The 25619-nt window shown below is 33.4% G+C and carries 20 protein-coding genes and 5 pseudogenes; 8 read left to right on the top strand and 17 right to left on the bottom strand.

The genetic code is table 11. From position 1 onward, the window contains the following. Window positions 1-258: 258 nt before the first annotated feature. From MNO09_RS14725 to MNO09_RS14710, 4 genes are all read right to left on the bottom strand, one after another. Window positions 259-1209 (bottom strand): magnesium transporter CorA family protein, encoded by a 951-nt coding sequence (locus MNO09_RS14725; protein ID WP_088107330.1) that lies wholly within the window; start codon window positions 1207-1209, stop codon window positions 259-261. A gap of 297 nt (window positions 1210-1506) precedes the next feature. Further along, window positions 1507-2532, bottom strand: coding sequence for a ParM/StbA family protein (locus MNO09_RS14720; RefSeq protein ID WP_000839473.1), 1026 nt, complete (start codon window positions 2530-2532; stop codon window positions 1507-1509). A 35-nt stretch (window positions 2533-2567) separates the two neighbouring features. Next, window positions 2568-2969, bottom strand: a complete 402-nt coding sequence (locus MNO09_RS14715) for a hypothetical protein (protein WP_000683229.1) — start codon at window positions 2967-2969, stop codon at window positions 2568-2570. An 85-nt stretch (window positions 2970-3054) separates the two neighbouring features. Continuing rightward, window positions 3055-3441 (bottom strand): YflT domain-containing protein, encoded by a 387-nt coding sequence (locus tag MNO09_RS14710; RefSeq protein WP_000549435.1) that lies wholly within the window; start codon window positions 3439-3441, stop codon window positions 3055-3057. A 111-nt stretch (window positions 3442-3552) separates the two neighbouring features. Between MNO09_RS14710 and MNO09_RS14705 the strand changes: the two are divergent. Both MNO09_RS14705 and MNO09_RS14700 read left to right on the top strand, forming a co-directional pair. Continuing rightward, window positions 3553-3657: pseudogene (locus MNO09_RS14705) on the top strand (acyl dehydratase); the annotation flags it as partial. A 394-nt stretch (window positions 3658-4051) separates the two neighbouring features. Continuing rightward, on the top strand, window positions 4052-4417 hold the full coding sequence (locus tag MNO09_RS14700) for a YxeA family protein (protein ID WP_000714942.1): 366 nt from the start codon (window positions 4052-4054) through the stop codon (window positions 4415-4417). A gap of 103 nt (window positions 4418-4520) precedes the next feature. Here MNO09_RS14700 and MNO09_RS14695 read toward each other — a convergent pair whose 3' ends face one another. From MNO09_RS14695 to MNO09_RS14675, 5 genes and pseudogenes are all read right to left on the bottom strand, one after another. Beyond that, window positions 4521-5231 (bottom strand): alpha/beta hydrolase, encoded by a 711-nt coding sequence (locus MNO09_RS14695; RefSeq protein WP_000758811.1) that lies wholly within the window; start codon window positions 5229-5231, stop codon window positions 4521-4523. Between the two features lie 442 nt (window positions 5232-5673). Continuing rightward, window positions 5674-6762 carry a GerAB/ArcD/ProY family transporter gene (locus MNO09_RS14690; RefSeq protein WP_033659202.1) on the bottom strand — a complete coding sequence of 363 codons (1089 nt, stop codon included), beginning with the start codon at window positions 6760-6762 and terminating at the stop codon, window positions 5674-5676. Between the two features lie 27 nt (window positions 6763-6789). Further along, entirely contained in the window at window positions 6790-7977 is a 1188-nt protein-coding gene (locus MNO09_RS14685) for a Ger(x)C family spore germination protein (protein WP_000052119.1), read from the bottom strand. Beyond that, complete coding sequence (locus MNO09_RS14680; protein WP_033657649.1) at window positions 7974-9566, bottom strand: spore germination protein; 1593 nt, start codon at window positions 9564-9566, stop codon at window positions 7974-7976. Before MNO09_RS14680 ends, MNO09_RS14685 begins: the two co-directional genes overlap by 4 nt. Before the next feature lie 421 nt (window positions 9567-9987). After that, a pseudogene (locus tag MNO09_RS14675) lies at window positions 9988-10936 on the bottom strand (MFS transporter); the annotation flags it as partial. Between the two features lie 228 nt (window positions 10937-11164). Here MNO09_RS14675 and MNO09_RS14670 point away from each other — a divergent pair. Beyond that, window positions 11165-12115, top strand: coding sequence for a nucleoside hydrolase (locus MNO09_RS14670; RefSeq protein WP_001170289.1), 951 nt, complete (start codon window positions 11165-11167; stop codon window positions 12113-12115). A 180-nt stretch (window positions 12116-12295) separates the two neighbouring features. On the opposite strand, the pseudogene MNO09_RS14665 reads toward MNO09_RS14670, so the two are convergent. The 3 genes and pseudogenes from MNO09_RS14665 to MNO09_RS14655 form a co-directional block, all read right to left on the bottom strand. After that, window positions 12296-12799: pseudogene (locus MNO09_RS14665) on the bottom strand (FMN-binding negative transcriptional regulator). 226 nt (window positions 12800-13025) lie between these two features. Then, window positions 13026-13937: a 1,4-dihydroxy-2-naphthoate polyprenyltransferase gene (menA, locus tag MNO09_RS14660; protein WP_000536389.1), complete on the bottom strand. Its 912-nt coding sequence runs from the start codon at window positions 13935-13937 to the stop codon at window positions 13026-13028. 195 nt (window positions 13938-14132) lie between these two features. After that, window positions 14133-14342: pseudogene (locus tag MNO09_RS14655) on the bottom strand (alpha/beta fold hydrolase); the annotation flags it as partial. Between the two features lie 329 nt (window positions 14343-14671). Between MNO09_RS14655 and MNO09_RS14650 the strand changes: the two are divergent. Further along, window positions 14672-16027, top strand: a complete 1356-nt coding sequence (locus MNO09_RS14650) for an RNA-guided endonuclease TnpB family protein (RefSeq protein ID WP_000101439.1) — start codon at window positions 14672-14674, stop codon at window positions 16025-16027. A 289-nt stretch (window positions 16028-16316) separates the two neighbouring features. Here the strand turns inward: MNO09_RS14650 and MNO09_RS14645 are convergent. Together MNO09_RS14645 and MNO09_RS14640 are read right to left on the bottom strand one after the other, a co-directional pair. Continuing rightward, window positions 16317-16425, bottom strand: a pseudogene (locus MNO09_RS14645) (alpha/beta hydrolase); the annotation flags it as partial. Next, window positions 16422-17429 (bottom strand): CgeB family protein, encoded by a 1008-nt coding sequence (locus MNO09_RS14640; protein ID WP_000654565.1) that lies wholly within the window; start codon window positions 17427-17429, stop codon window positions 16422-16424. The pseudogene MNO09_RS14645 and the gene MNO09_RS14640, both read right to left, overlap by 4 nt. A 347-nt stretch (window positions 17430-17776) precedes the next feature. Here MNO09_RS14640 and MNO09_RS14635 point away from each other — a divergent pair, with 347 nt between their 5' ends. The 4 genes from MNO09_RS14635 (at window position 17777) to MNO09_RS14620 (ending at window position 22777) form a co-directional block, all read left to right on the top strand. Then, window positions 17777-18532 carry an ABC transporter ATP-binding protein gene (locus MNO09_RS14635; protein WP_078183324.1) on the top strand — a complete coding sequence of 252 codons (756 nt, stop codon included), beginning with the start codon at window positions 17777-17779 and terminating at the stop codon, window positions 18530-18532. A 23-nt stretch (window positions 18533-18555) separates the two neighbouring features. Then, on the top strand, window positions 18556-20526 hold the full coding sequence (locus MNO09_RS14630) for an FtsX-like permease family protein (protein ID WP_000522535.1): 1971 nt from the start codon (window positions 18556-18558) through the stop codon (window positions 20524-20526). Window positions 20527-20604: 78 nt separating this feature from the next. Then, complete coding sequence (locus MNO09_RS14625) at window positions 20605-22194, top strand: ATP-binding protein (protein WP_000801104.1); 1590 nt, start codon at window positions 20605-20607, stop codon at window positions 22192-22194. Then, complete coding sequence (locus MNO09_RS14620; RefSeq protein ID WP_088107333.1) at window positions 22163-22777, top strand: response regulator transcription factor; 615 nt, start codon at window positions 22163-22165, stop codon at window positions 22775-22777. Before MNO09_RS14625 ends, MNO09_RS14620 begins: the two co-directional genes overlap by 32 nt. A gap of 88 nt (window positions 22778-22865) precedes the next feature. Here the strand turns inward: MNO09_RS14620 and mntA are convergent, their stop codons facing one another. Genes mntA through MNO09_RS14605 form a run of 3 tightly spaced genes read right to left on the bottom strand, consistent with a single transcriptional unit; the run spans window position 22866 to window position 25431 of the window. Continuing rightward, window positions 22866-23801, bottom strand: a complete 936-nt coding sequence (gene mntA / locus MNO09_RS14615) for a manganese ABC transporter substrate-binding protein/adhesin MntA (RefSeq protein WP_000669575.1) — start codon at window positions 23799-23801, stop codon at window positions 22866-22868. A gap of 17 nt (window positions 23802-23818) precedes the next feature. Continuing rightward, window positions 23819-24685 carry a metal ABC transporter permease gene (locus MNO09_RS14610; RefSeq protein WP_000706177.1) on the bottom strand — a complete coding sequence of 289 codons (867 nt, stop codon included), beginning with the start codon at window positions 24683-24685 and terminating at the stop codon, window positions 23819-23821. Further along, window positions 24682-25431 (bottom strand): metal ABC transporter ATP-binding protein, encoded by a 750-nt coding sequence (locus MNO09_RS14605; protein ID WP_000343004.1) that lies wholly within the window; start codon window positions 25429-25431, stop codon window positions 24682-24684. The genes MNO09_RS14610 and MNO09_RS14605 overlap by 4 nt, the downstream gene beginning before the upstream one ends. Window positions 25432-25619: the final 188 nt, after the last annotated feature.

Genomic DNA, 25619 nt, shown 5'->3' with positions numbered 1-25619 from the left:
GAGAGATAAAAATTTGGTTCTGGGGGTACTATAAAATATTAGCTTGATGGGCATGGGGTAACGTCACATGCCCATCAACTTAAGAATTCCAAATTACCCCAAAACAAAAAAATGAGCTTTTTTGCTACAAGTTAGCACAAAATTTCGTTCTGGGGGTATTTACTTTTCTTAGCTTGATAGCGATGTGGCACTACCCCTATTAATAAATATTACTAACCATATTTCTAGTTAATATCTATCATATTTTTAAAAACAGGACTAATTAGATTTAAAAAAAGATTTCTTTTTCTTTACTCGTAATAAATCACCTGTCCATCCTTTGACCCGCATATACAAATACATACCCCCTGTTGTGAAAATAATAAATAGGAGAGCGATTAAATAGCTATATTTCCATTCTAGTTCAGGCATGTATTTAAAATTCATCCCCCACAATGCTCCTAAGGCTGTCAAAGGCGTACTTACAGCAGTTAATACAGTAAGAGCTTTCATAATTTCATTCCCACGATGAGAAGAAACAACTTCTTGTAAATGAATCATCGTGTCTAATTCTTCTTGGTACTCTTTAACAAGTTGTAATCCACGCTCTAATTTTACGTGTGTTTGTTTATAACAAAGGGTGTTTGTTAGGTTTTCTAACCAAGCTTCCTCCAAGCCTTGTAACACTTCTTGTATTAAGCGAAACACATGTGTGTTCATAAATAATTCATGACGAATATGATAAATTCTTTCTAAAACTGCTATGTTATTATGATGATAAAAATCCCATAACACATTTCTGAAATTGTTTTCAAAATAGTCAACCTTTCGTAAATAGTGAGATATAAATATTGATAAGATAGCACATAGTCCTTCAGCGGAACTATTAAAATTTTTTATATCCATAGGGAAATTATGTATTAATTCTTGAAAATCCTCTTCCTCTTTTTCTTGGACCGTTATCAGTATTCCATGAGCTACGAAATAATGAAGAAATTTTTGAATTTTGGCGTCTTTTTTATTTTGATCATATAAAAACGAACCATATACGCAAGTTTGACTTGGTGATAACGTATAAACATATAATCCATTTTCACAAGGAGAACTTATCTTCTTTACAGATTGAGAGAAATAAGATGTTACATCACGAGGGATTATAGAAGAAAGTTTTTCAAGCTCACTAGTTTTCACATGATACCAATTCCATTTCGGCATTTTTATGCATTCCATATTATTCTTCCTTTCTGAATAGTTTTATGTTTGATCGAATAATATCCGTAATATGAAATTTGTATGTAGGTATTCATGTCTTAGAGGAAAAGTTTTTAGATCCTCTAAATTACAAAAACTAAATGGCACAGGAGGTCTTCTTCTGTTACAAGGAAGACCCCCTATATATTAGTTATTTTTATTCTCAATTTTAAACATTTCCTCTATACAAGCACTTTTTATCTTTTCTTATTTATATGTGGAAAAGAAACCACATAATTTGGCACGTCTATTCAACGAACTCCATTTCGGTCGTTATTACAATTTGGATTCATATGCAGATTGATTGGTGATGTCGTCAAATACTTGACTTCCAATCATATAGTATCCATGAAGTGCAGCCTCTTTCGAAGCGTCTACCATACGGAAAGAAGAAATTTCACCTTGCATTTTTTCAATTCGTTTTTTGTGGATATCTACTATTCCTCCTGTCCAAATAATAGTTTCATACTGGTCTAACTTAAATTGTTCTTGTAATACACGCATAACGTCTTGGAAGTGTGTATCCAACTCTTTTTGAATCAAAGTATCAACCTGACTTGTCTGAGGATTTTCTTCTCGACCTCCATATCCTTTTTCTAATATTTTTGGCATGTCGTTAATATGCAAGTGATTACTTTCCCCCGCATGATTCTGCAGGATATTCTTAATATTTTTCAAAGGCTTGCTACATCCTAGTTCCGTCTCATAATGATTTAAAATGACATTCTGTTTCATATCTGTCATTTCTAATGTACGAAATCCACCATCAATAATTAAGATACGATCTTGTTCCTGAATGATTCCCTCTTTTAAGAAATAGGCATGTAAAGCGACCGGTTGCTGAAGAATCAAAGCATTTTCCACCGTAATATTAATAAATTTCCCATCAATTTGCACGGAAGTTTCTTTTTTTAATGCATTTTGTAATTGCTCATGCTGACTACCAAAACAAGTAACGGGAAGCCCGGTAACAACTAAAGGTAACACGACATTTTCTTTATAATCCTTTGCAATGCAACCAAATATTTGTTGTTTAAACTGTTCGCTTTCATAATAATTTTCTATTTCTTCGTCAAATGGAGGAAGAAATGAAGCGTCAGATTGATGTGCTTCATTTCCCATGTAGTATGCAAAGTCTAAGTCTATAAAACTTACCTTTGTTAAATCTTCACTTTCAGCATGATTAGGTACACGGGCTAGTGTGGAAGCTTCACTCTTAATCGTCACCTCAGAATCTACATCCTGTCGATATGCCCGTTTGGTAAAGCCAATTCCTACATCAATTGCATACAGAGATTTCATACTTTTTTCCTCACTTTCTCTTTTTAGAATTAAATCTAAGCACTCTCTTCTTTCCCTTCTTTCATATATTTCTTTTCATTTTTCTTTTTTTCACCGTCTATGTCCTTACTATTTTGATTGATTTCGTAATTCTTTTCATCTTTTTTCTTTTTGTCATTTTCATTTTCTGTTAAATCTTTAATAGTAGAAATGACAACTGGTGTGGCTGTAAGCAGTTGTGGTAATGTTTGTTTTGCAACATTAGCTGCAGTTACAGAGAATTGTTTACTTGTCTCAGTTACCTTCCCCAATGTTTCCTTTATGCTTCCTTCTTGTAGTTTGTCTTTTACGCTTTTTCCTTTTGTTTGTATAGCTTTCCGATTTTCTTTTTTTAATAGAGAGACCATAACTCCGGTCGTAATCCCAATCACAGCATATTTAAATATTGTATGTTTCATTTTTCTCACCCTTCTCTACTTTTATTTTCTTCCATGCTACAACCTAAAATAATTAACTTATCTATTTATCAGATGTTGCAATCTATTAGAGAGAATGATAATTTTGTGGCTGCCTATCACTCGCCGTTGGTGTTTCAGCTGTTACTAGGAGTAAAATTCTCCCTTGATCTAATTTTTCTTCATATAAGTTAGCTTCCTCCTTCGACAACCCCATTTCCTCCATTTGATTTCGAAGTTCGTCCCCTTTTTTGGAGAAAAAGTTGATAATACTTGTGCCCATTCCTTGTTCTTTTACTCCAATCGTATTTATGTTTGTATCATCCGCAATCTTTTTTGTTAGATGTTTTTCATGTGCCAAGACATAAATGTCATCTTGGCGAATCCCTTGCAATTCTAGCTCTTTTACTTTCATAACTACTTCCTGTTCATTTTGATATTCATGAACCACCGGTTTTCTTTCATTCTTATGCATTGTATTTTTCCTCCTTTAGATTTTTTATTTAGTTGTTATGTAATATGTAATACACCTATTTTAAAGATGTTAAACCTAAATTTTCAAAAAACTTCATGCAATAGGTTATTAATATTTTTGAATATCAAAGAGATGTCATGAGAACTTTGCTTTGATAACAGTGTTACAAATAACAATTTGTTTGGAAGGCAAGCCTCTTTTTTATCATTGGGTTTTCCAATGACATAGAAGCACAGCGCTGCATTACATGTAACTGCCCCATTGGATTCTCTATTCCAAAAGAAAAAGCACCCCACTAGATGCTTTCTTTAATTGTTCTCACTATAATTTATTTAGATAATTCTCTTATTACTGTAAGATACATTTATTCTAGTTCCTAAATCTCACTTATTTCTCAATTCACTCATACCAATATAAAACCAAATAACCTACCATCAAAAAATAAAGAAAACAGGTTATTTGGCTATTCATTCCGTAAGCTTAATACTCAAGTTAATCTTTTTTCACACGGTTAAACTTTATTAAGAAAACCTTAAGAAATTCCCCTCTATATTTATAAGAATTTTTTTCTATACTCAAAAATGTAAATACAATAAGAGGAGAAACAATCATGAAGAAATTTGTACTTTGCATAATAGGATTAGGCCTACCGATATATTTATTACCTTTCATATTACGCGGGGATTTGGATAGATTTAATCCGATTGCTGAAGAAAAAAATGTATATGCCATTGCGAAAGGATATGGTGTTCCAGATTATCATCATAAAGGACGAGCTATGTACTCCCTAAAAGGTGTTGATGAATCAAGGAATGAGAAGGAATATACAGTAGGAACTAGCACTCCTAATGATTTTATAAGAAAAACTTACTTGAAAATTCATGTAAAAGGAAAGTATGTGTATTCTTACGACGTTATTTCAGAAAAAGATATACCAGGGAAAGTAAAGGGACAATTGGAGATAGCAGATAAATAAAAAGAGCCTACTCGTATGAGCTGGCTCTTGATCACCTCTCCCACCTACCATTGGGCTATCTTAAGGAAGAAGAATTCTTTCAGTAAATTTATTAAATTCCTTATCATTGTTTCACTAACCATTGTTCAATTACTTTCACTGTTTCATCTCGTTGTGCTTTTGATGTAATTAAGCTCGCATTATCACCTTTTTGCTCACCATACATGCCAAAATGAGCATGGTTTCCGCCTTTTATCATGTGCATAGTTGTATTCTTTGACATTAACTTTTTATTGTTCTCTATTTTTTCTACAGTTGCTAAAGCATCTACTTCTCCATAAATAGATAACATTGGAATCGATTTTGTAGAGAAATCATCTGCAGGATACGAGCCTAAGAAAATGATCCCGTCTACCTTATCTTCATTCTGAAAGGCATACTTAGAAATCATAGCTCCGCCCATTGAATGCCCCGCAACATACCATTTTTGAACTTCAGGATACTGTTCAATTACACTGTCTACTACATTTATTCCAAGTATCGCTAAGTTTAATGGTAACTTAGGCATTACTACAAAATGCCCATCTTTTGCAAGAGCTTCTCCTAAGTAACTATAAGCCTCAGCTTCTACTTTAGCTCCTTGATAAAAAATAATCCCTACCTTAGCATCCTTCTGTCCAAATACTATATTATCTTCATCTTTTTTATCATCTACTAACGACAAAGCCTCTTTCGTTGGTTTGTAAGTAAATTGGGACCAAGTAAAAAAAGTAATGCTTCCCATAAGTAAAATACCTAATAAAGAGTACAAAATAATTTTTATCCATTTCTTCATATGTATGACCTCCCTAAGATGTGTATATTCTATATTTTAGATTATCATTAATCAACATAAAAACTCGAGCATTTTTATTATGCTCAAGTTTTCATTTACGTCTTTAATTTATACTATATTTTCTAGGATAAGTACGTAACAAATACAGCCCATATAATTCTGATTGTCATACTAGAAGGTTTCCAAGACCGTTTTTCTAACGCATCCTACTAAATACGATCAATAGGGAATGAATTACTCCAAACATAAAACATACTATGAAACTGGATTTTTCATAAACACTCCCTTTTTTCAATAGAAAGTCTTAGAAACTCTATATGATTCGCATGTTCTTTCAATGCATAAATAACGAAATAGCCTACGCTTGTGAGCAGGCTATTTCTCCTTTTATTTTAGTCAAAAAACGAAGCATACCTTCATTCGAACATATTACCGATTGGGTTTATGCATATTTCCTTCGAATTTTGCCAACCACCAATAACAGTAAGGGAATTCCTAGTTCATAGATAGGAAATGCAATGGGAATTACGAAAAGTATGTAGTAATAATGAGTAAATGTCTGGATATTTTTAACCGACACAGCTATGATGAACGAAATAGGAGCAAGAATCAAAGCTACTTTTCGCCAATCCTTCAAATGAAAAATTTGTGCTGTTCCATAACAAGCTATGAACATGTATAACGCCAATTTCACAAAAATACTAAAAAACCAAATAATAACAATCAGAATATCTACATTTTGAATGAATTCCATGACGGATATGTACCGGCTCAAATCGTAAACCGGATACAAAAAACTTGAAGGCAAATTCGGACCAAATGTTAAAATGACCGCTAATGTTCCAATCGTTACCATAAAAACAGCCAGTCCTACTCCCCACATCGCCCGTGATGGCGCTTGTTCGGGTTTGTCCATAAAGAAAACGAACATTGTCATCATAACAGACTCTCCAAAAAACGCGGCTACAGGAGTATAGGAACCTTTAAGGATGGGAAACCATCCAGAATCATGATAAATAGGAAGCATATAATCCAAATTCATATTACCAACATTCAAAATGATTACAAACGTTATCATTAAAAGTACCATTGGACCAATGATTTCACTTAAGCGCCCAATACCTTCCACCCCACCTTGATAAATGATAAAAATGAGCAATAACATAGCAGTAAAAACAATAATCCACAAAGGTGTATTATGAAACAAAGCGATACTAATGAACTCACCAAATTCACGGACCGTTATCCAAATTATCATGTACCATCCAAAGAAGTAAGGAATCATCAGTAGTTTTCCTAGCCATTTACCAAGAATGGTTTGACTAAATTCAATTAGGGTTTGCTTCGGATAAAGCGAGCCAAGTGTAGTTGCCAAAAAAGTAAGAGCAATCCCTGCACACCCTGCAATCAAGAGCGAGATCCAAGCATCTTGTTTGGCAGTGCGAATCGTCGCTGGAATAACTAGAAGGAGTGATTGGCCCACTTCAAATGTGAACATCATCCAAAAGATTTGTCTGCCAGAGATTTTCATCGAATTTCTCACACACTATATTCCTCCTTATTTTTTTATTTCATTTTTCTTTAACTGCAACGGCTGTCCAGTCAGTCCTACTCGCCGAATAGTAAGCTTTGCATGAACAGAAACCTGCACTTTTCGAAACTGCTTACTCCAATTCTTTTTTAGCCCTTTCCATTCGGATGGATATTTTTGATGAATGGCTTCTCCAAATCCAAAGATATCGGTTCCGTATTGTTTTTGAACCTTTTTAATAGTTTGGAGAGCTTGTTTTTCAGATTGTTTTTCCATTACACGTTCTAAAAAAGTAAGATTTTTGGGCTGCGAAAGATCTAAATTCGTATTGTTCTCCTGAATCGTTCCTTCACCTGAAAAAACAACGTCACACTTAATTGTGGCCCCTTGTATAGTGGGTATAATTTTTCTTTTGATTTTTGTCATATATAAACTCGCACTACCATTCCCTTTAGAGGCGGTTGCTGTAATCGTCTGTTTACTTAAACGATTCACTATCCAAAGAGTAGCTAACCATTCCTGCATATTTAAGTATCCTACCAATTTAAGATTGTTGTTAAATATAGCAGCTCCTACAATTTGAAACCCTTTGACCTCGTCGTCACCTTTTTTATGAGACATATTTAGTTTAATAACTGGCAAGATTGGGGTGATTCCATCACTCGTACCAGCAATAAGAAAATTTAATAACGATGTATCTCCCAATGCCTCTATTTGCATATGCTCTTTAAGTGCCCCAAGTGCCGGGATAGCCTCTAAAGGGATAGATGCTTTCAGAAACTCTTTTGCAGTATTTCCCTTTACTACTAACGCATCTGCTCGTAATCGAATATCAGGATCGCGACTATATGCATCCAAAACTGGAGCGAGACCATTTTTAGCCAATTTTTCTCCAATTAGTATTACACGCTGATGCCCTCGAAAGATTTCCCTCGACATTTTTGTTTGCATCATTTGTACAGCTTCATGTGTATCCTTTCCAGTTCCTGATTCAAGAAAAACTGATTTTCCTGCATTGCTTCTTCCGCTCTGTCCCATTCCCATTTTTGAAGGGATAATAAACTGGGCGCTAATTTCAACCTTATTATTCTTCGCTTGATCAAGTCCCCATCCTAATTCTATTGCCAGATCATTTAACTCTGTACGATCCCAGCATCCCGTCAAGAAACATAAAGAAACTACTAGTATCATACAAAGTGCCTTGTGTAGGCTCATTCTGTTTCTCCTCCCCGTTTTGCACCTGGTTGTTGTCCATCTGGAAAACGGACTTTCTCCTTACCAGATACCATTATAGGACGATGTGTCATGTTCCAACGAGGTGTTCGAAGCAAAACATCCTTTAAATCACGCGGAGTCTGAGGCGCAACCGGACTTAAGTACGGAACGCCGAATGAACGTATGTTTGTTAAATGAATTAAAATCGTAAGGGTACTTATAGCAATACCATACAGCCCAAGCATCCCTGCCAATAGTAGCATCGGAAAGCGCAGCATCCGGTAAGCTGTTCCTAAGTTATAGCGCGGGAACGCAAACGAAGCAATTCCAGTTGTCGCCACAACAATAACCAATGGTGCTGAAATAATACCTGCTTGCACCGCAGCTTGTCCGATAACAAGTGCCCCTACAATGCTAACTGCTGATCCAACTGGTTTTGGTAACCGAACGCCCGCTTCCCTCAAACCTTCAAATAAAAATTCCATCATCAGCGCTTCTATAACAGCTGGGAAAGGAATACCTTCTCTTGCAGCTGCAATACTAATAAGCAAATTTGTTGGGATTAGTTTCGGATGAAAGGTTGTAATAGCGACATAGAGAGAAGGAAGAAATAATGAAATATTGATTAATATTAAACGTATCCATCTAACAAAAGTTGTGTAGATGAATCGTTCATAATAATCCTCTGCTGCCTGGAGACCAGTCCAAAATGTCATAGGAACGATTAAAACGAAAGGTGTGTTATCCACTAAAATTGCCACTTTCCCTTCTAATAAACTTGCACACACCGCATCTGGTCGCTCAGTATTTTGAATTTGTGGAAAAGGAGAAAAAGGTTGGTCCTCAATAAACTCTTCAATAAAAGCTGACTCTAACACCCCATCAATTTGAATTCGCTGTAGCCTTTGGCGAACTTCATCTAAAACCGAATCGGGAGCAATTCCTTCAATATAGGTAATCACCACATCTGTCTGTGACAATTCCCCAATCGAATAAGGTTCCATTTTTAGTTTTTGGCTCCGAATTCTTCGGCGAATAAGGCTCGTATTGACCCTTAAAGTTTCCGTAAACCCGTCCCGAGGGCCACGAACAGAAATCTCGGCAGCTGGCTCTTCAATACTCCGTTTTTCAAACCCTTTTAAGTCAGCGACCAGAGCTTGACTCTCTCCTTCTGTCAAAATGACTATATTCGCTTTCAATACTGCTTCTATAACCTCACGAACTTTAGAAATCGTCTTTACTTGAGAAACTGCAATAAGCTGATTTTGTATAATTTCTCCTACTGAATCCATAACCTTTAGTCCACTAGGCATCCCCTCGAACATCATTGGTTTCAAAACAACTTGTTCCACAATACCGGTGTTTACCAATCCGTCTATATAAATAAAAAGAATTTTAATTTGGCTATTTATAAATATTGGACGAAAAACAATATCGGAACAATTGTCAAAAACTTGTTTCAAAACTTCTTCATTCGCAGATACACTCTGATCAAGCTCACGATCTTGATTAGAGTGTATCTGCATACTTGCATTCTCAAGTTCCTGAATATCTTTTCTCAAATGTTTTCTACTAAGTTTTTTCATCACACTACCCCATTTATCGAATGGTTTATGTTTTATACTTGGAGCTAAGTGTTAGTGATTTCTTGACAGAAAATCTTTACAAACCGTTCCACTAAGTAGTTTCTGGCTAAGTAATCATTTATCTAAAAAACAACAGGAAAATATACCCTCGACATCCTTCTTAAAATCTCCCTCCACATGAAAATTATTCAATTTTTTCTATAAGTTATTTATTCTAAAATGAGATTAGGACAAATAATAAGAGCTCTACATGCATAATCAATCTTTTAATTGTTGTAGGTGTAATTTTTCATTTCTCCTTTGATATCTCTACAAGATAAAGTTAAATTCCTAAACAAATAAAAAGAAAAAGCAAATGACCTCCATATTAGATCACTTGCTTTTTCTCTCATCATATACTTTCTAAACAACTCTATAATCTATTCTAATTATGTGCTTCACTTTCAAATTTTTGAGTTGCCACTTTTTTAGGCATAAAACATGCAAAGATTAATGCTACGAAAGATAAGAATAACATAAATAGTTACGCATCACTTGAGCCGAAAATAGAAGATAATTTCGCTAGTTGAATAGCTGTAATGTTTCCTTTTTCCAAAGATAACTCTGCAGCATGTGAAGTTGCTTGAGTCGTATATATAGTAATAACAACTGCTGTTCCAATAGCACCGGCTAATTGACGAATCGTATTATTTACCGCTGAACCATGTGAACCTAATTCTCTAGGTAAAGCATTTAGTCCTGCTGTATTTAATGGCATCGAAATAAAGCTTAACCCAATTCGTAAAATAATAGTGCGCACCATTACATACATATACGTTGTGGATTCAGTTAAATCAATTACACCCCACATCGAAATAATATATTAACCCTGTAATAAAGAGTGGTTTTGCTCCGTATTTATCATACATTTTACCTGTAATAGGTGATAAGAATGCATTAATAACAGCTCCAGATAATAGAAATAAACCTGATTCAAATGCGGTAAAGCCTCTTCCGTTTTGTAAGTATATCGGTAAAAGAATTAAATCAGCATACATAATCATCGTGATGAGTACGTTTATCATTGATGTAAGAGTAAAAATTTTATACTTAAATACGGATAAATTTAATAGTGGATCGTTACACTTTATTTGGCGTAAGCAAAATAAAGTGTAACAAGTACCCCGGTAATAATTGTTGTAATAACAATCGGATGATCCCATCCCTTACTTCCTGCACTACTAAATTCAAATAAAATACAACCAAAATCAATCGTTGATAAAATGACACTTACAAATATCCAATCTTGCTTTTGTCGTATCTGCAACGTTCATTAAATATTTCAGTGCAAGAATAATGACGATTAATACAAATGGAGCTAAATAAATAACTATCTAGCATTTAAATCCTATTTCGCTACGTATATTGGGATAGTACCAGATGACTATCAACTTAAGAACGGAAGCTTACGTTTGAACATAATATCAAATTTAGATGAGCAAGACTATTTCAAGTGAATAGAATGTACTCTTTCAGAATACATAAAATATATATACACAAGCTTAGCCTGATTACTTCATCATTAGTGAAAGTAGGATTATATAAATTTTGGAGGAAAAGTTATGCAAAAAAAGGTTCTCCTGTTTACAGATTTGGGGATTGACGATGCGTTTGCTATACTGTACACCTTTTTTCGTAAAGATATTCAACTTGTAGGAATTGTAGCCGATTATGGAAATGTATCAAGAGAAAATGTAATAAGAAATATTAACTATTTGAAATACATTGCGGGAAAAGAAGAGATACCTGTATTCCTTGGTGCTTCTGTACCATTGACAGGTATCTTGATTCAGTATTTCCCTGAGGTACATGGAAAAGTTGGATTAGGGCCTATTATTCCACCTGAAATTTCATATCCAGTTTATCCTTTAAATGATATTTATCAAGTTATAGAATCAAATTTGGAAGATCTTACAATTATCAATTTAGGAAGACTTTCTTCGCTAGCTACGACTTTTGTATTGAATTTAGAAATAATGCGAAACGTAAGAGAATGCATTTGCATGGGGGGAGCTTTTTTCTATCCAGGTAACGTAACTGCTGTAGCTGAAGCTAACTTTTACGCCGACCCTTATGCAGCAAACTTAATTCTGCAGCATGCACAGAACTTGACAATTATCCCTTTAAATGTGACTCAACATGCGATTGTTACACCCGAAATGGTCCAACAAATCGATGCATTTCATCGAAATACACAGGATCTTGCAGGGCTCATCCTCAAACCTATGTTAGACTATTATTATAATTTCTATTCCAAGTCTAATCCTGGTATAAGTGGAAGCCCTATGCATGATTTTGTAACAGTGTGGTATTTGCTGAATCAAGAGGCTGTTGGTCTTTCAAGAGTACCCATTAAAGTAATTCCTGATCAAGGAGAAGGATTTGGTCAAAGTATTGCAGACTTTCGTTTTGTTACTAATCCAGGCTATAAAACGCATAATGTAGCTTTTCAGTTTGATTATGAAAGATTCAAGAAGGATATTATGGAAACGTTCTTAAAGAAGAGAGTGTAATAGACTTTATTAACTTCAGATAATACGGATTATGTGAATGAAATGCCACTTCACTTAACGTACAGGAAATCTACTTTTTATATTTCTCATTCAATTAAAGTAACTATATCTTAAAAAATCATAAAGTGTCCTATAGCACTGATTTATAATTTTAACCCTCTTTGTCATCACCTTTGCCATTTACTGAGAATCAGGATTTTTTTTCGCTTGCAATTTATCAACGATATTAGAATAATCTTTCTCCTTACGATTCTGGCTTAAATTATATGCAGCTTGAACTTCTTGCACTTTAATTTTAAATCCAACAATTCCTTTTACTTCTCGTTCTAATAACTAAGGAGAAAGTTCATCCCATAAAACTATATTTTCACGATTTTCTTCATACTTTTTTAGCATCATTGCTAGTTCTTCTATTAATTTATCTATCTCTAAAATGCTTGCTGTACCCTATACATGAATGGCCTGATAATTCCATGTTGGAACTTCTTCCTTTCTATACCGAAAAGAGGAAATATAAGCGTGTGGTCCTTGAAACACAACAAGTACATCTCCATGATCCCCGAATATTTCCAACCGATTATTTCCATAGGTCATATGCCCAATAATATAGTAATCATCACCTTTTTTATTTAACCCCAAAGGCAAATGAATGGCAATTGGTTTCCCTTGTTCTGTTATGACAATCGTACCAAAAGAGTTTTTTTAAAAAACCTCATCAAAATCTCTGATCTTAAAATATTTTGGAATATACCCCCTTTTAACAAAGTTATTTAAAGGAGATAATTAAGTGATCTCTAGTGTTATAGTACAACTCAAATTTACAACATTAAAGAAATCAAAAATAAAAACCCCAATCTCTCTACATTAAAATTGAGAAATTAGGGTTAAGTTATTTTACAAGATTTTTTATTTAAAACAAGTAGCTAATTAATAATCCTGCTGATAATAAGAAGCCGAAAATCGTATTTGTCATCGCTGTTGATTTCATTGCGATGCGCATATACCCGGGATCTTTTGCTCCTTTTTTGAAACTTTGAATAGCAGAGATTGGCTTTCTCAAACCTAGGAACATAACTAATGCCCAAGGGCTTATATAACCCATCAATACAATCACCGCGATCCATAAATAAGCAATGAAAAAGGCTACAGCTAGTGTTACTATTGCTTTTTCTCTCCCGAGGAGGATTACTAATGTCTTTCTTCCACCTTTAATATCTTCTTCGATATCTCGGATGTTATTAGACATGTTAATTGCACCGACTAAAATTCCAATTGGAATGGAAATCAATACACTTTCAATCGTTATCGTATTCGTTTGAATAAAGAAAGCAATGAGTACAAAACATGTCCCCATTAACAATCCAGAAACTAATTCTCCAAACGGAGTGTACGCAATTGGTAATGGACCACCTGTATATAAGTAGCCAACCGCCATCCCAATTAAACCGATAACGACTAACCACCAGCTGCTATTCATACAAATATAAACTCCAATAATTGCTGCTACTACATACAATAAAAGCGCAACTGTTAACACATTTTTTGGTTTCAATCCATGACGGACAATTCCACCACCGATGCCAACAGAATCAGCGGTATCTAATCCACGTTTGAAATCATAGTACTCATTAAATAAGTTCGTTGCTATTTGCAATGCTAAACATGCAACCATCATCGCAATAAATAAAAGCCAATGAATGTCTGTAACATACAGTGATGCTACTGTTCCTAAAATTACAGGAGAAAACGTCGCCGTTAATGTATGCGGGCGCGTCATCTTCCATATTAATTTAGCGGAACTAATTTCTTTTTCTGTCCCCATAACTCTGTTCAAGCTCCCTACATTTTAAGTATAAATTACTAGCAGTATCTTTCTATCTATGTTCTGCCACGCATCTATTATATCAAAAAAAGAATTGGCGATAGAACTTTAATGCTCTTGCTTGTCCTTCTTTCACTCTTGAATTAAGTTTTTCAAAAGAAAATCCGTTGCTCAAATTCGAACAACGGACCTTCTTTATATGAACCAATTTAAAACATCCTCGGCAATCTCTTCTGGTCTATCCCAATGCATTAGGTGCCCTGTATCTGTATACAGCTTCGTCGTAATATCAATATGCTTTCTAAATTCCGTAATTTGTAATTCTCTTATTTTCAAATAATTATCTGGAAGATCGCAATACACCAATAAAATATCGCTTTTAATTTTATGAGATTGCAACGTTTTATCTTTTTCGGCAAGAAGACTCCATCTGATTTGTGTTACGGGTGAAACCCAACAATTCAGGTGGAGATGAATTGCCGTCAGAAGGTAGGCTGAACTCTTTTGTTTCGTTCATAACAATGTTCCCGGGACCAATATTTGTTTCTTTTTGTCTTACGATACAATCTGCTCTTAGATAAGGAGGGAATATATCGTAAGACAACGAAATTGGATAATAATAATCATCCGGTTACTTGCACCAAAAGGAATTACGATGAAGACTTTTTTTACATTTCGTTCCAAATATTGAATTATCAAAAGTAATGAACATTCTAAGAACGGTGGTGAAAACAATGGCTAGAAAGAAAGCAGTGAAAGTATTACGTAAACAAAAGAAACGAGAAAACATGCAACGATTCACGCAGAAACAGAATATCGGACGAGCTTGCCTTACGGCTAAAGAATTCCGCTTACTGCAACGCATGTCACATAGTTCTAAAGCGTTGCGAAATGTTGGATTGTACATGATTAAACAAAGTTACTTGGATCATAACAAGATGGCTACTGTAAAAGAAGTGGACACTGCCATGCAAGCCGATATGAATTACTGGGGCATGCAATCAAACTCTGTCCAAGCGATTCGTAGAGCCTTATTTACAGAAGTGAAGAGCTTTTTTAAAGCGTTGAAACAGTGGAAGAAAAATCCTGAGAAGTTCACAGGGCGTCCGAAGTTTCCAAATTATTCTCGTTCCACTGACAAACGAATCATTGAAATCTATCAAGTTCCTAAAGTGGATGAGAAAGGGTATTGGATGATTCCGATGAATGTTGCATTCAGAAAAAAATTCGGTTCCATTAAAATACGTATGCCTAAAAACGTAAGAAATAAAAAAATCTCCTACATTGAGATTGTACCGAAGCAAAAAGGTCGGTTCTTTGAGGTGCATTACACATATGAACTGCACGTTTCTCAAATGAAGAAACAATCCACGACTACGAGTAACGCTTTGAGTTGCGATTTAGGTGTAGATAGATTAGTAAGTTGCGCAACAAATACAGGTGATACTTTCTTAATTGAAGGGAAAAAATTAAAATCCATAAACCAATACTTCAATAAAATGATACGTAATCTACAACAGAAAAATGTTGAAAACGGAATTTCAAAACGAGTTGTAACGAATAAAATGGCTGCACTTTGGCATAAACGAGAACGACAAATAAATGGTTACATTTCACAAACGGTAGGCCTGTTGTTTAAAAAAGTGAAAGCATTTGGCATAGATACGGTTGTCGTAGGGTATAACGCTGGTTGGAAACAAAAATCTGATATGGGGAAAAAGAATAATCAAAAGTTTGTTCAAATCCCATTTTATAAACTGATTGCAGCAATTGAAAATAAATGTATAAAAGAAGGCATCCGATTTTTTAAACAAGAAGAAAGCTATACTTCAAAAGCTAGTTTTCTGGATAAAGATCCGGTTCCAGTTTGGTCTAAGGATGATAAGATGCATTATCTTTTTAGTGGCAAACGAATGACTCGTGGCCTGTACCAAAGTAAGGCAGGAACATGTATCCATGCTGATATTAATGGTGCATTGAATACATTGCAAAAATCAAGAGTTGTACAATTGGATGACAACCTCAAAGTGAAAACGCCGATTCTATTAGAAGTTCAAAAACGTAAGGCTGTTGCTTCGCGCATAGCTTAGTGGGTGCGTCAACCATCCATGTGTACTCGACTTGTCGGGGCTTGTAGCACACGCCGGATTCATCTGAGTGGTGGCTTCTTCCAGAAGGAAGAACTGCTCTTTTTCGAAAGGGTGGTGCAAGTGGGAAAACAATCGTTCGTTGCCAGTACCAACCAAAAACATACTTGGGGTGTTACCGTAAGGTGGCATGAATGTTAGAGCGTCAGACTGTCTAGCGATAGACGAAAAGACCTAGCGTTCGAACTCAAGCCCCTACTGAAACGTTTCATCTCAGTGGGGGTAGTTGACACACCGTATATTGAAACTTAATTACACTTCTATCGGTATCGTCAGTAGCATGCCATTTCACTTTAATTATCTTCTTCTCTCATTAAATCATAAACCGCATGTTCTATTAATGATTAGACTGCATCTTCACGCCTATGAAATTAATATAGTTTAATAATTGTAATATACGTCTATCATATGTGTGATTCTTCAAAGTTCTATTCAGCCCATTTTTTGCTATTTGTTTTCTCTCTTGTACATGTTCCAAATAATACTCCGCTTTTTGTATAAACTCCGGTGCACTATTAAACGTTTCTATTTCAACGCCTGGTATGTAATGCTTTGCTACATCTGGGCGTATATCAGTTAGTTGAAAAGAACCTACGGCATTAATTTCAAATGTCCTATTATTTACTGAATAGGCTTGAATATTTGCAGCATTACAATTCAATTCCTGATCATTTGGTGAACGGTGTAAATTTATATTAATTTTAGTCGATACGTAAAATTGTAACGCATCTTCATACTTCGCAAGTGGCAAGAGTTGTATTTTATCCTTTAATCTCTCATAATTCTTTAATTTCTCCCAACCGAACCCCACAATTTTTATGTTTTTTTCTGCTAAATACTCTGAAATAGAATCAACAAAGGTAAGTCTATTTTCAAATGCTGTACCTATAAAACTAAGATCATACTTATATGTATCCCCTTTATGAGAAGGTTTAAACACATCTTGATTTGCTGCTAACGGAAGATGAAATACATTGTTACATCCTAACCCTCTATAAAATTTGATACAATTTAAATCTTGCGTAAATATGTAATCATAATACGGCACAAGATGTTGTGTTACATCCGTATAATACGGATCATCTGTCAGCCAAAGTCCAGTAGTAAAACCGGCACTCTTTAGTACTGGCATGACACTAATAAATCCCTCGCTTAAACCACTGAGTACCAAAATAAAATCCGGTTTCATTTTTAATGCGGTTTCTATCGCTCGTTCTGGGTTCACCATAATTGTATTACTGTTTACCTTTTGTAAACTATTCAAAATTGCTTCTTCAATCATTGGATAATAAAAAGGAATGCCTGATTGAATAAATAAGATTTTCTTAGGCGTATTGTCTTTCATGTCATCCCCCCCTATTTCTACATAATCAAAGTGCAGGAAAATTAGCAGTCTTTATTCATTTTTATGACATCTTACTTTACATGTATAAGCAACGTTTATGTCCATTATGTTGCACTTCCCTCTTTTCACAGGCTAATGACCATACTTCTTTTATTCATATCCTTATCATGATGTATCTATTATTTTTTATTACTTATACAACTTCATAAAAGACAAAACAAAATTATTTTTCTCCACTTATTATCAGTTACACCATTTCGTAATACAAAGTTGCGCTTTTTACTCATGCTTCTATATATATCAAAAGATACACTTTATATATAAATAGACGAAAAGGAGTAAATCAAATGAATGCATTAGTATCTGCAAGGGATGTAACAAAGATTTATAACAAAAACCAATTACCTGGACTTAATAAAGTTTCATTTGATATTAAAGCGGGCGAATTTGTAGGTATCATGGGGGCCTCTGGATCTGGAAAAACGACTTTATTAAATATTTTATCCACTATCGATACACCTACAGATGGCGATGTTTTTATAAACGGGGTCAATATCCAAACGCTTAACAATAATAAATCTGCTGATTTTAGGAAAGATTATTTAGGTTTTATTTTTCAGGAGTATTTTTTACTTAATAGCTTAACAGTAAAGGAAAATATTGCGGTTCCCCTTACTCTGTTAAAAAAATCACCAAAGGAAATTGAATCAACAATAGAAAGTTTAGCACGGCGTTTTGGTATATTTGAGCAATTAAACAAGTATCCTAGTCAACTGTCGGGTGGACAAAAACAAAGAGTTGCAGCTGCAAGAGCCCTTGCGAAGCAACCTAGTATTTTATTTGCAGATGAGCCAACAGGCGCATTAGATTCAAATTCTGCAACAGAACTACTTCAAAAATTAAAAGAGGTAAACGAGGAGCTTCAAACTACAATTTTAATGGTAACTCACGATGCCTATGCAGCTAGTTTTTCTAGTAGAATTTTAATATTCAAAGACGGGAACATTATAAAAGAATTAAAGAAAAATAAGCAAAATAGAAAAGAATTTTTTGAAGAAATATTAAAAGAAATCTCTAAAATTGATGAACATCGATATAACTAGAAATATGAAAGGAAGATTGAACTGTGGGCTTATTTACAATCGCAAAAAAGAATTTAAAAAATAACTTCTCCTTCTATTCATTCTATTTTATTTCAGTAGCTTTTGTACTGATGGTATTTTTCTCCTTTATCTCTTTTTCCATGAACGACATTGTTATGGAAAAAATTTCGTCTGACGGTAGAGTAGAAACAATGTCAAAAACGGTGGCGATCTTTGTTATGGCATTTGTACTATTCTATATGTCATACTCTAATACATTTTTTATGAAAAAAAGAATGAACGAGCTCGGCATTTACTCCCTTTTAGGATATAGAAAATCAACGATGCTAACACTGTTAACTTTTGAAAATATTGTCATTTGCTTTGTTGCCTTACTTGTAGGAATTATTTTTGGTTCTATTGCTCATAAAGGAATTGTGGAAGCAATAATTAAAATACTAAAATTACAAATAAATACTTCTAAAGTACCATTTATTAATCTTGATGCCGTGCTATTCACCTTTGTTTTTATTTTTGCTGTTCTCTTTGTTTTATCTTTATCAAACTGGATTATCCTTCGAAAAAGTTCTTTACTAACTTTAGTACGTATGGAACAAAAGGAAGAAAATAAGTTAAAAATTAATACAGCTTTTTCACTACTAGGATTATTCTTAATTTTAATTGGCTATTTCTTAGCTATCGATATTACACGAGGCACAAAATCATTGTGGAAAACAATTGGCTTTTCACCAATCGCTCTCGTGACAATGTTCAGTGTAATATTAGGGACAATCTTCTTTATTCATTCTTTTTTACCATATACGATTCAAAAGCTAAAGAAAAATAAAATATGGTTTTATAAAGAATCCAATATTATTGTCATCCCAAACTTTATATTTAAAATCCGTTCAAAAGCAAAAACATTAATTTTGTTAACATTATTAACCGCTGGAACTTTAGCTATTTTCAGTTCTACTCTACTGACACTTTACTATCCGGTTGCCGCTACAGAACGTATCGTACCTTCAGCTATTGAATTTCCATTAGAAAATAAAGAAGTAGCCAATAAAGCACTACAAACTGTACAAAAAACTATCGGTAAAGAAAGTATAAACTATACCGAAACAACCATTATTAACGTGAAATCTAATTCTGACAGTTTACCAAAAGAATATAGTATAAAAAAGGAGAACGGATTTGATCTTATCTCTGAGTCTGATTACAGAGAGTTAATACATGTTCAAGATAAAAATGTAGAATTTAATCATTTAGCTAAAGATGAAAGTATACTAGTAAAATATCGTCCTGAAAAAGAAGACCTAGATAAAGGGAAAATATATACTTTAAACGTAACTCCTACAACTAGTATAGACGTTAAAGTGAAAGACACTACATTACTTAATCCCATTGGATTTGCAAATAGTGTAGGAACACTTATTATCTCGGATCAACTGTATAAAGAAATAAAAACTTTAGAGCTACCACAAAAAACGATAGTGAGTTTTAATGGAAAAGATATGAGGAATAATAAAGCAGTTTATGAACATGTAGCCCCACTATTTAAAAATAATATGTATTTTACAAGCAGTTACCAAAAAAATGATTATATTATTCAGCAAAATAGTTCAACGTTCTTACTCATTAGTTTCGTTACTATCATTTTCTTTATTGCAACAGGCAGTATTCTCTATTTTCATAACCTTTCAAGTATGATGTCAAATAAAAATGAATTTATTATCTTAAATAGAATGGGCTATAACAAAAAGAAGATAAAAAGAATAATAAGTAAAGAGATTTTCAGCTTGTTTAGCATTCCATACATATTAGGATTAGCACATAGCATTTTTGCATTAGTTGCCTATAAAACCGCGTTAATGGATGACCTATTAGGAAAAAGTAGTGCGTTTATATTACCAATTCTTTTCGCCGTAATCATTTTTACTGTTGTATATATCGTTTATTATTTGTTAACAAAAAGAGCATGTTATAAAATTATATTTAACAATAAAAAATAGACACTTAAAAATAAAGCTGATGATAAATAAAAAACATCAGCTTTATCTGTATGTAATCTAACAAAGGTAAGTGAATTTATGAAAAACTACTATGAGCAAAAACAAATTTTAATTTTAATTAACCAACTTTGTATGATTATTTTTTTATGCTATGAATTTTCAATGAACAATATTATAGGAACAGCAAAATTACTCCCTTTACTGTTTATAACGATCATGTCCATTTATGGATCATATATTAGTTTTATCAATTTAAAAAACAATACTCTATTATCACAGTTTTCGAGTTTACTACTTTTTACTTCTTGGCAGTTTTTACTTACACTGAATGATGAACAGATTTTCCGTACGTTCAGTACACTGCTTAGTGTCTTGATTCTATATAAGATCGTGCAATTTATACTCCTATTCTTTTTCCAAGATTCTATTTATAGTTATAAAAAAGAAAAGGATTGGATTTTACGAGTTATTTGTTTACTAACATTAGGCGCATACTTAATAAACGATAGAATATTTTCCGTTCTATTTTCATTTCAATGGCTTATTAGTGTTAGTTGTATTATTTTTCTGTTCCTGCAACATTACAAACGAATACAATTTGTTTGTAAAAGTGAAAAAAAGCATTTACTTAAATCTACTGCAATTCTTATCGTTCCTTTTATCGTATATGTTACGTTATTTGGAAAGAGCCCCGAATATGTAAATAATTTAGGATGGTACATAATAATTTTGTTCCCCCTATTTAGTATTCATGCAATAGCTTTTAAAAATCATATGTCTATGAAACAGTATTTCCCCTTAAAAAAAGGCGCGATCACTTTTATGTTTTTATGCATTTTTATTTTTATGAGTGTACTTGGGGTACTATTTCAATTTCATATGATAACTTATTTCATTTTTATACATACAATTATTTGGTTCGTTCAGCTTTATTTCACATTATTATTTCAAGACACAAAAAACACTATCTCAAATTTGAATACAAAAGAATTAAAAACTTTACCAGATAGTTCTTATGTTCATAACTTAGTACAAATAATGAAAGAAGAACAATTAAAAAGTGGATTTTCTAATTATTTACACGATGAAATACTACAAGACATATTAGCTGTTAAAAATATGATGAACAAATCTAACAAAAAAGAAATTCATGACATGATCGTAGCGACACTGGACAACTTAAGTCATACAATACGCATTGAAATGCAGGAGTATCATCCAACTCTATTAAAAACACTTACACTAAAAGAAAATTATCGTAACTTACTCAAAATGATACAAAAAAAATATGAAATGAAACATGTTAATATATCCTTTACGTGTAATGACGACTTATTTTTAGTAGAACCCTATCACCTTGTTATATATCGAATTTTAAAAGAACTAGTAACAAATGCATTCAAACATTCAAATTGTTCACAGATATATTTACATTTAACACAAGAAAATGATGAAATTAAACTTATTGTGAAAGATGATGGTAAAGGTTTAGCAACTACCGAAGCAGATATACTAAATGGTCATAAAGGATTGAATTCAATTAAAGAACAGCTACTTTTATTGAATGGTGAAATGACCATTTCAAATAGTAATCCTTCTGGTTTATGCATTACTATTTTTATTCCGATGAAAGGAGATGATTCCTATAAACATTTTATTAATAGATGATCACACTTTGTTTGCAAAAAGCTTAGAAATAGCCTTAGAAGATTATCCTGAAATAGATGCCTTTCACTCATTACAAAATATCGAAAATGTCATTACAATTATCAATCAGTTTAAACCAGATATTATCTTACTAGATATTAATTTGAGCAATATCAGTAGTGAAGATGGTTTGGAAGTAGCTAAAATGATTTTGGATAGTAAATGTAATACAAAAATAGTTATATTAACCGGTTATGATTTACCTGTTTACCAGTATGAAGCTCAAAAATTAGGTGTAAGTGGTTTTATTAATAAAAATATTTCACCTGAAGTATTGGTGCAAATATTAAGTGACATTAATAAAGGCGCATTTCATTTTCCAACCTCTACAGAAATAATTGAAGAATTAACTCATAGTGAAAAACAAATTTTACAATTACTATGTGATGGCTATAAGCGCAAAGAAATTGCTTCTATGTTATACGCTAGCGAACGTACAATCTCTAATCACATTCAACACGTATTTGATAAATTAAATGTTTCCTCTTCTTTAGAAGCTGTTACGAAGGGAATAAAATTAGGTTATATTCAGCCTAATTATTAATAAAACATGATACATGAAAGAAGAGCCAATTCACATGAATTGGCTCTTTCTTATCGTATAAAATCTCAATAGTTACACTAGCTAGATTTTATTTCTGTAACCCATTAATAATGGTATCTGTATTCCATTTCATCATTTTCAAGTAAGTATCTCCATCCTCACCTGTTTTACCTAGTGAGTCTGTAAAAATTGTACCTGCAATCGGTACGTTTGTTTCTTTTGAAACAGTTTCCATACTACGTCGATCTACACTTGTTTCAACAAATAAAGCCGGAACTTTGTTTGTTTGAATTAAACTTACAACATCTCTAATTTGATCTGGAGTACCTTGATTTTCTGAGTTAATTTCCCAAATGTATCCCGTCTTCATATCATATGCTTTTCCAAAGTATTTAAAAGCACCTTCACTAGAGATTAAGAAACGTTTTTCTTCAGGGATTTGATGAATTCTGTTTACTGTCTCATCATGTAATTTTTGAAGTTCTGCTACATACTTATCGGCATTTTTAGTATAGAACTCTTTATTTTTAGGATCTTCTTTAATTAATGCTTTCTTCACATTTTCAGCGTATACAATACCATTTTTAATATTCATCCAAGCATGTGGGTCTGGTTCTTTTTCCAATCCTTTTGTTTCTAAATAAATAGCTTCTACACCTTCACTTACTTTATAAACAGGTGCATCTTTCTCTGATTTATTTGCCGTTTTTAATAGTTTTTTAAACCATGCTCCGCCCTCTTCAAGGTTTAAACCATTGTAAAAAACCATATCTGCATCTGTCATTTTCATAACATCTTTTGGTAGTGGATCATATTCATGCGGGTTAGCTCCAATTGGAACAAGACTATGAATCTCAACTTTATCTCCACCAATTTGCTTCACCATATCATATATAATGGAGTATGTAGTTACAACTTTTAATTTCCCACTTTTCTCTTCTTTCCCATTTGTGTTACTCGAACACGCTGTTAATGCAAATACGAACATACAAATTACCGATAATAAAATATTTTTAAATTTCATCATTATCCTCCAATCAATTATGACAACTCTGCTCTATTTTTTCTAATTTTGATAGCTCTCCAAAATAAACCTTGTGACGGTGAGAAAAAGAATGCCAATGCAAACAAGAATGTTGCAACAAGAACAATCGTTGCACCTGAAGCTAGATTATAAGAGAAACTAAAATATAGCCCTACTACAGATGAAAGCGCTCCGATACCTGCAGCTAAATAAATCATGACCCATAAACGGTTTGTTAATAAATACGCCGTAGCCGCCGGTGTAATAAGCATAGCGACAACTAAAATAATTCCTACAGTTTGAAGCGATGCTACTGTAACCATTGTAAGTAGAATCATTAAGCCATAATGAATCCATTTGTTCGGTAATCCGTAACTTTGCGCCATCGTTGGATCAAAAGTAGATACAAGTAATTCTTTGTAAAACAGCATCACAAGCCCAATAATGACCACTCCGATAATAAGTGTCATCCACATATCAGAAGAACGAACTGATAGGACATTTCCGAATAAAATATGATACAAATCAGAACTACTCTTCATAAAGGTAATTAAAATAATCCCTACAGCGAAAACAGATGTAAACATAATCCCTATCGCCATATCATGTTTAATTCGACTATTTTGACTTACAAATCCGATTCCAACTGCAGTAATAACACCTGTTAAAACCGCCCCTATAAAATAGTTCATACCAATCATATAAGAAAGGGCTACGCCTGGAAGAACAGCATGTGAAATGGCATCTCCCATTAAAGCCATACCTCGTAAAATAATAAAACATCCAATTACGCCGCAAATAACGCCTACCATAACGGAAGTTAATAACGCTTTCTGCAGAAAACCGTACTGCATTAATGCATCTATAAATTCTACAATCTTCATGATGAATGTACCTCCGCTACATTATTAAACAATATGCCGTGATTTACATACGCTTTTGACATAACAGTTGGTTCTAATACTTGCCTTACTTCTCCGTAATGAATTAAGCTCTTATTCAATAATAGTAATTTATCAAAATAGGACTCTGCTTTACTTAGGTCATGATGTACAACAACAATTGTTTTTCCTTCTTTACGTAATTCTCTAAGAATTTTAATAATTGTCTCTTCACTTGTTACATCAATTCCAACAAACGGTTCATCTAAGAAGAATATCTCCGCCTTTTGTGCTAATGCTCTCGCTAAAAAGACACGTTGTTGTTGTCCACCTGAAAGCTCACCAATTTGGCGATTTTTAAACTCTTCCATGCCGACCTTTTTTAAACATTCAAATGCCCAATCTCGATGCTCTTTCTTCGGTCTTTTCATCATCCCTAAAGATGGATACGTTCCAATTAGCACCACATCTAAAACTGTAATCGGGAAATCCCAATCGATATCACTTCTTTGTGGTACATAAGCAACATGCTTTCTAGCACTTCGAATATCCTCCCCAAGAACTTGAACATATCCCTTATCACTTGGAATTAGATCTAAAACAGCTTTCATTAAAGTAGATTTCCCCGCACCATTTGGACCAATAATTCCAACGAGCTTCCCTTTTTCAATATCGAAGGAAACATTTTGAACTACTTGATTCCCTTGATAAGATACAAACAAATCTTTAACAATTATAGCCTCATCCATTTTTTATGCATTCCCCTTTCTTTTTTTCGTATATATAATTATTTTGCGCGAAGGCAACTTTTAAACAAAAAAATATACAGCGGATGAAAATCCGCACTTAAGTTTCCTAAGGGAAACTTTTTTATATGAGTCAAATTATATAAGCTAGATGCAAATTTGTAAACTAAATTTTACTAATTTATAAATAT

The sequence above is a fragment of the Bacillus sp. N5-665 genome (assembly GCF_022637375.2).
GTDB lineage: Bacteria > Bacillota > Bacilli > Bacillales > Bacillaceae_G > Bacillus_A > Bacillus_A wiedmannii.
Note: the sequence above shows the minus strand (reverse complement) of the source record. Positions and strands in the feature narration are given on the sequence as shown.

What these genes read in the sequence shown, in the direction of transcription:
- MNO09_RS14725 (WP_088107330.1), bottom strand. Translation starts at nt 1,209, where the DNA reads ATGGAATGCATAAAAATGCCGAAATGGAATTGGTATCATGTGAAAACT.
- MNO09_RS14720 (WP_000839473.1), bottom strand. Translation starts at nt 2,532, where the DNA reads ATGAAATCTCTGTATGCAATTGATGTAGGAATTGGCTTTACCAAACGG.
- MNO09_RS14715 (WP_000683229.1), bottom strand. Translation starts at nt 2,969, where the DNA reads ATGAAACATACAATATTTAAATATGCTGTGATTGGGATTACGACCGGA.
- MNO09_RS14710 (WP_000549435.1), bottom strand. Translation starts at nt 3,441, where the DNA reads ATGCATAAGAATGAAAGAAAACCGGTGGTTCATGAATATCAAAATGAA.
- MNO09_RS14700 (WP_000714942.1), top strand. Translation starts at nt 4,052, where the DNA reads ATGAAGAAATTTGTACTTTGCATAATAGGATTAGGCCTACCGATATAT.
- MNO09_RS14695 (WP_000758811.1), bottom strand. Translation starts at nt 5,231, where the DNA reads ATGAAGAAATGGATAAAAATTATTTTGTACTCTTTATTAGGTATTTTA.
- MNO09_RS14690 (WP_033659202.1), bottom strand. Translation starts at nt 6,762, where the DNA reads ATGAAAATCTCTGGCAGACAAATCTTTTGGATGATGTTCACATTTGAA.
- MNO09_RS14685 (WP_000052119.1), bottom strand. Translation starts at nt 7,977, where the DNA reads ATGAGCCTACACAAGGCACTTTGTATGATACTAGTAGTTTCTTTATGT.
- MNO09_RS14670 (WP_001170289.1), top strand. Translation starts at nt 11,165, where the DNA reads ATGCAAAAAAAGGTTCTCCTGTTTACAGATTTGGGGATTGACGATGCG.
- menA (WP_000536389.1), bottom strand. Translation starts at nt 13,937, where the DNA reads ATGGGGACAGAAAAAGAAATTAGTTCCGCTAAATTAATATGGAAGATG.
- MNO09_RS14650 (WP_000101439.1), top strand. Translation starts at nt 14,672, where the DNA reads ATGGCTAGAAAGAAAGCAGTGAAAGTATTACGTAAACAAAAGAAACGA.
- MNO09_RS14640 (WP_000654565.1), bottom strand. Translation starts at nt 17,429, where the DNA reads ATGAAAGACAATACGCCTAAGAAAATCTTATTTATTCAATCAGGCATT.
- MNO09_RS14635 (WP_078183324.1), top strand. Translation starts at nt 17,777, where the DNA reads ATGAATGCATTAGTATCTGCAAGGGATGTAACAAAGATTTATAACAAA.
- MNO09_RS14625 (WP_000801104.1), top strand. Translation starts at nt 20,605, where the DNA reads ATGAAAAACTACTATGAGCAAAAACAAATTTTAATTTTAATTAACCAA.
- MNO09_RS14620 (WP_088107333.1), top strand. Translation starts at nt 22,163, where the DNA reads ATGATTCCTATAAACATTTTATTAATAGATGATCACACTTTGTTTGCA.
- mntA (WP_000669575.1), bottom strand. Translation starts at nt 23,801, where the DNA reads ATGAAATTTAAAAATATTTTATTATCGGTAATTTGTATGTTCGTATTT.
- MNO09_RS14610 (WP_000706177.1), bottom strand. Translation starts at nt 24,685, where the DNA reads ATGAAGATTGTAGAATTTATAGATGCATTAATGCAGTACGGTTTTCTG.
- MNO09_RS14605 (WP_000343004.1), bottom strand. Translation starts at nt 25,431, where the DNA reads ATGGATGAGGCTATAATTGTTAAAGATTTGTTTGTATCTTATCAAGGG.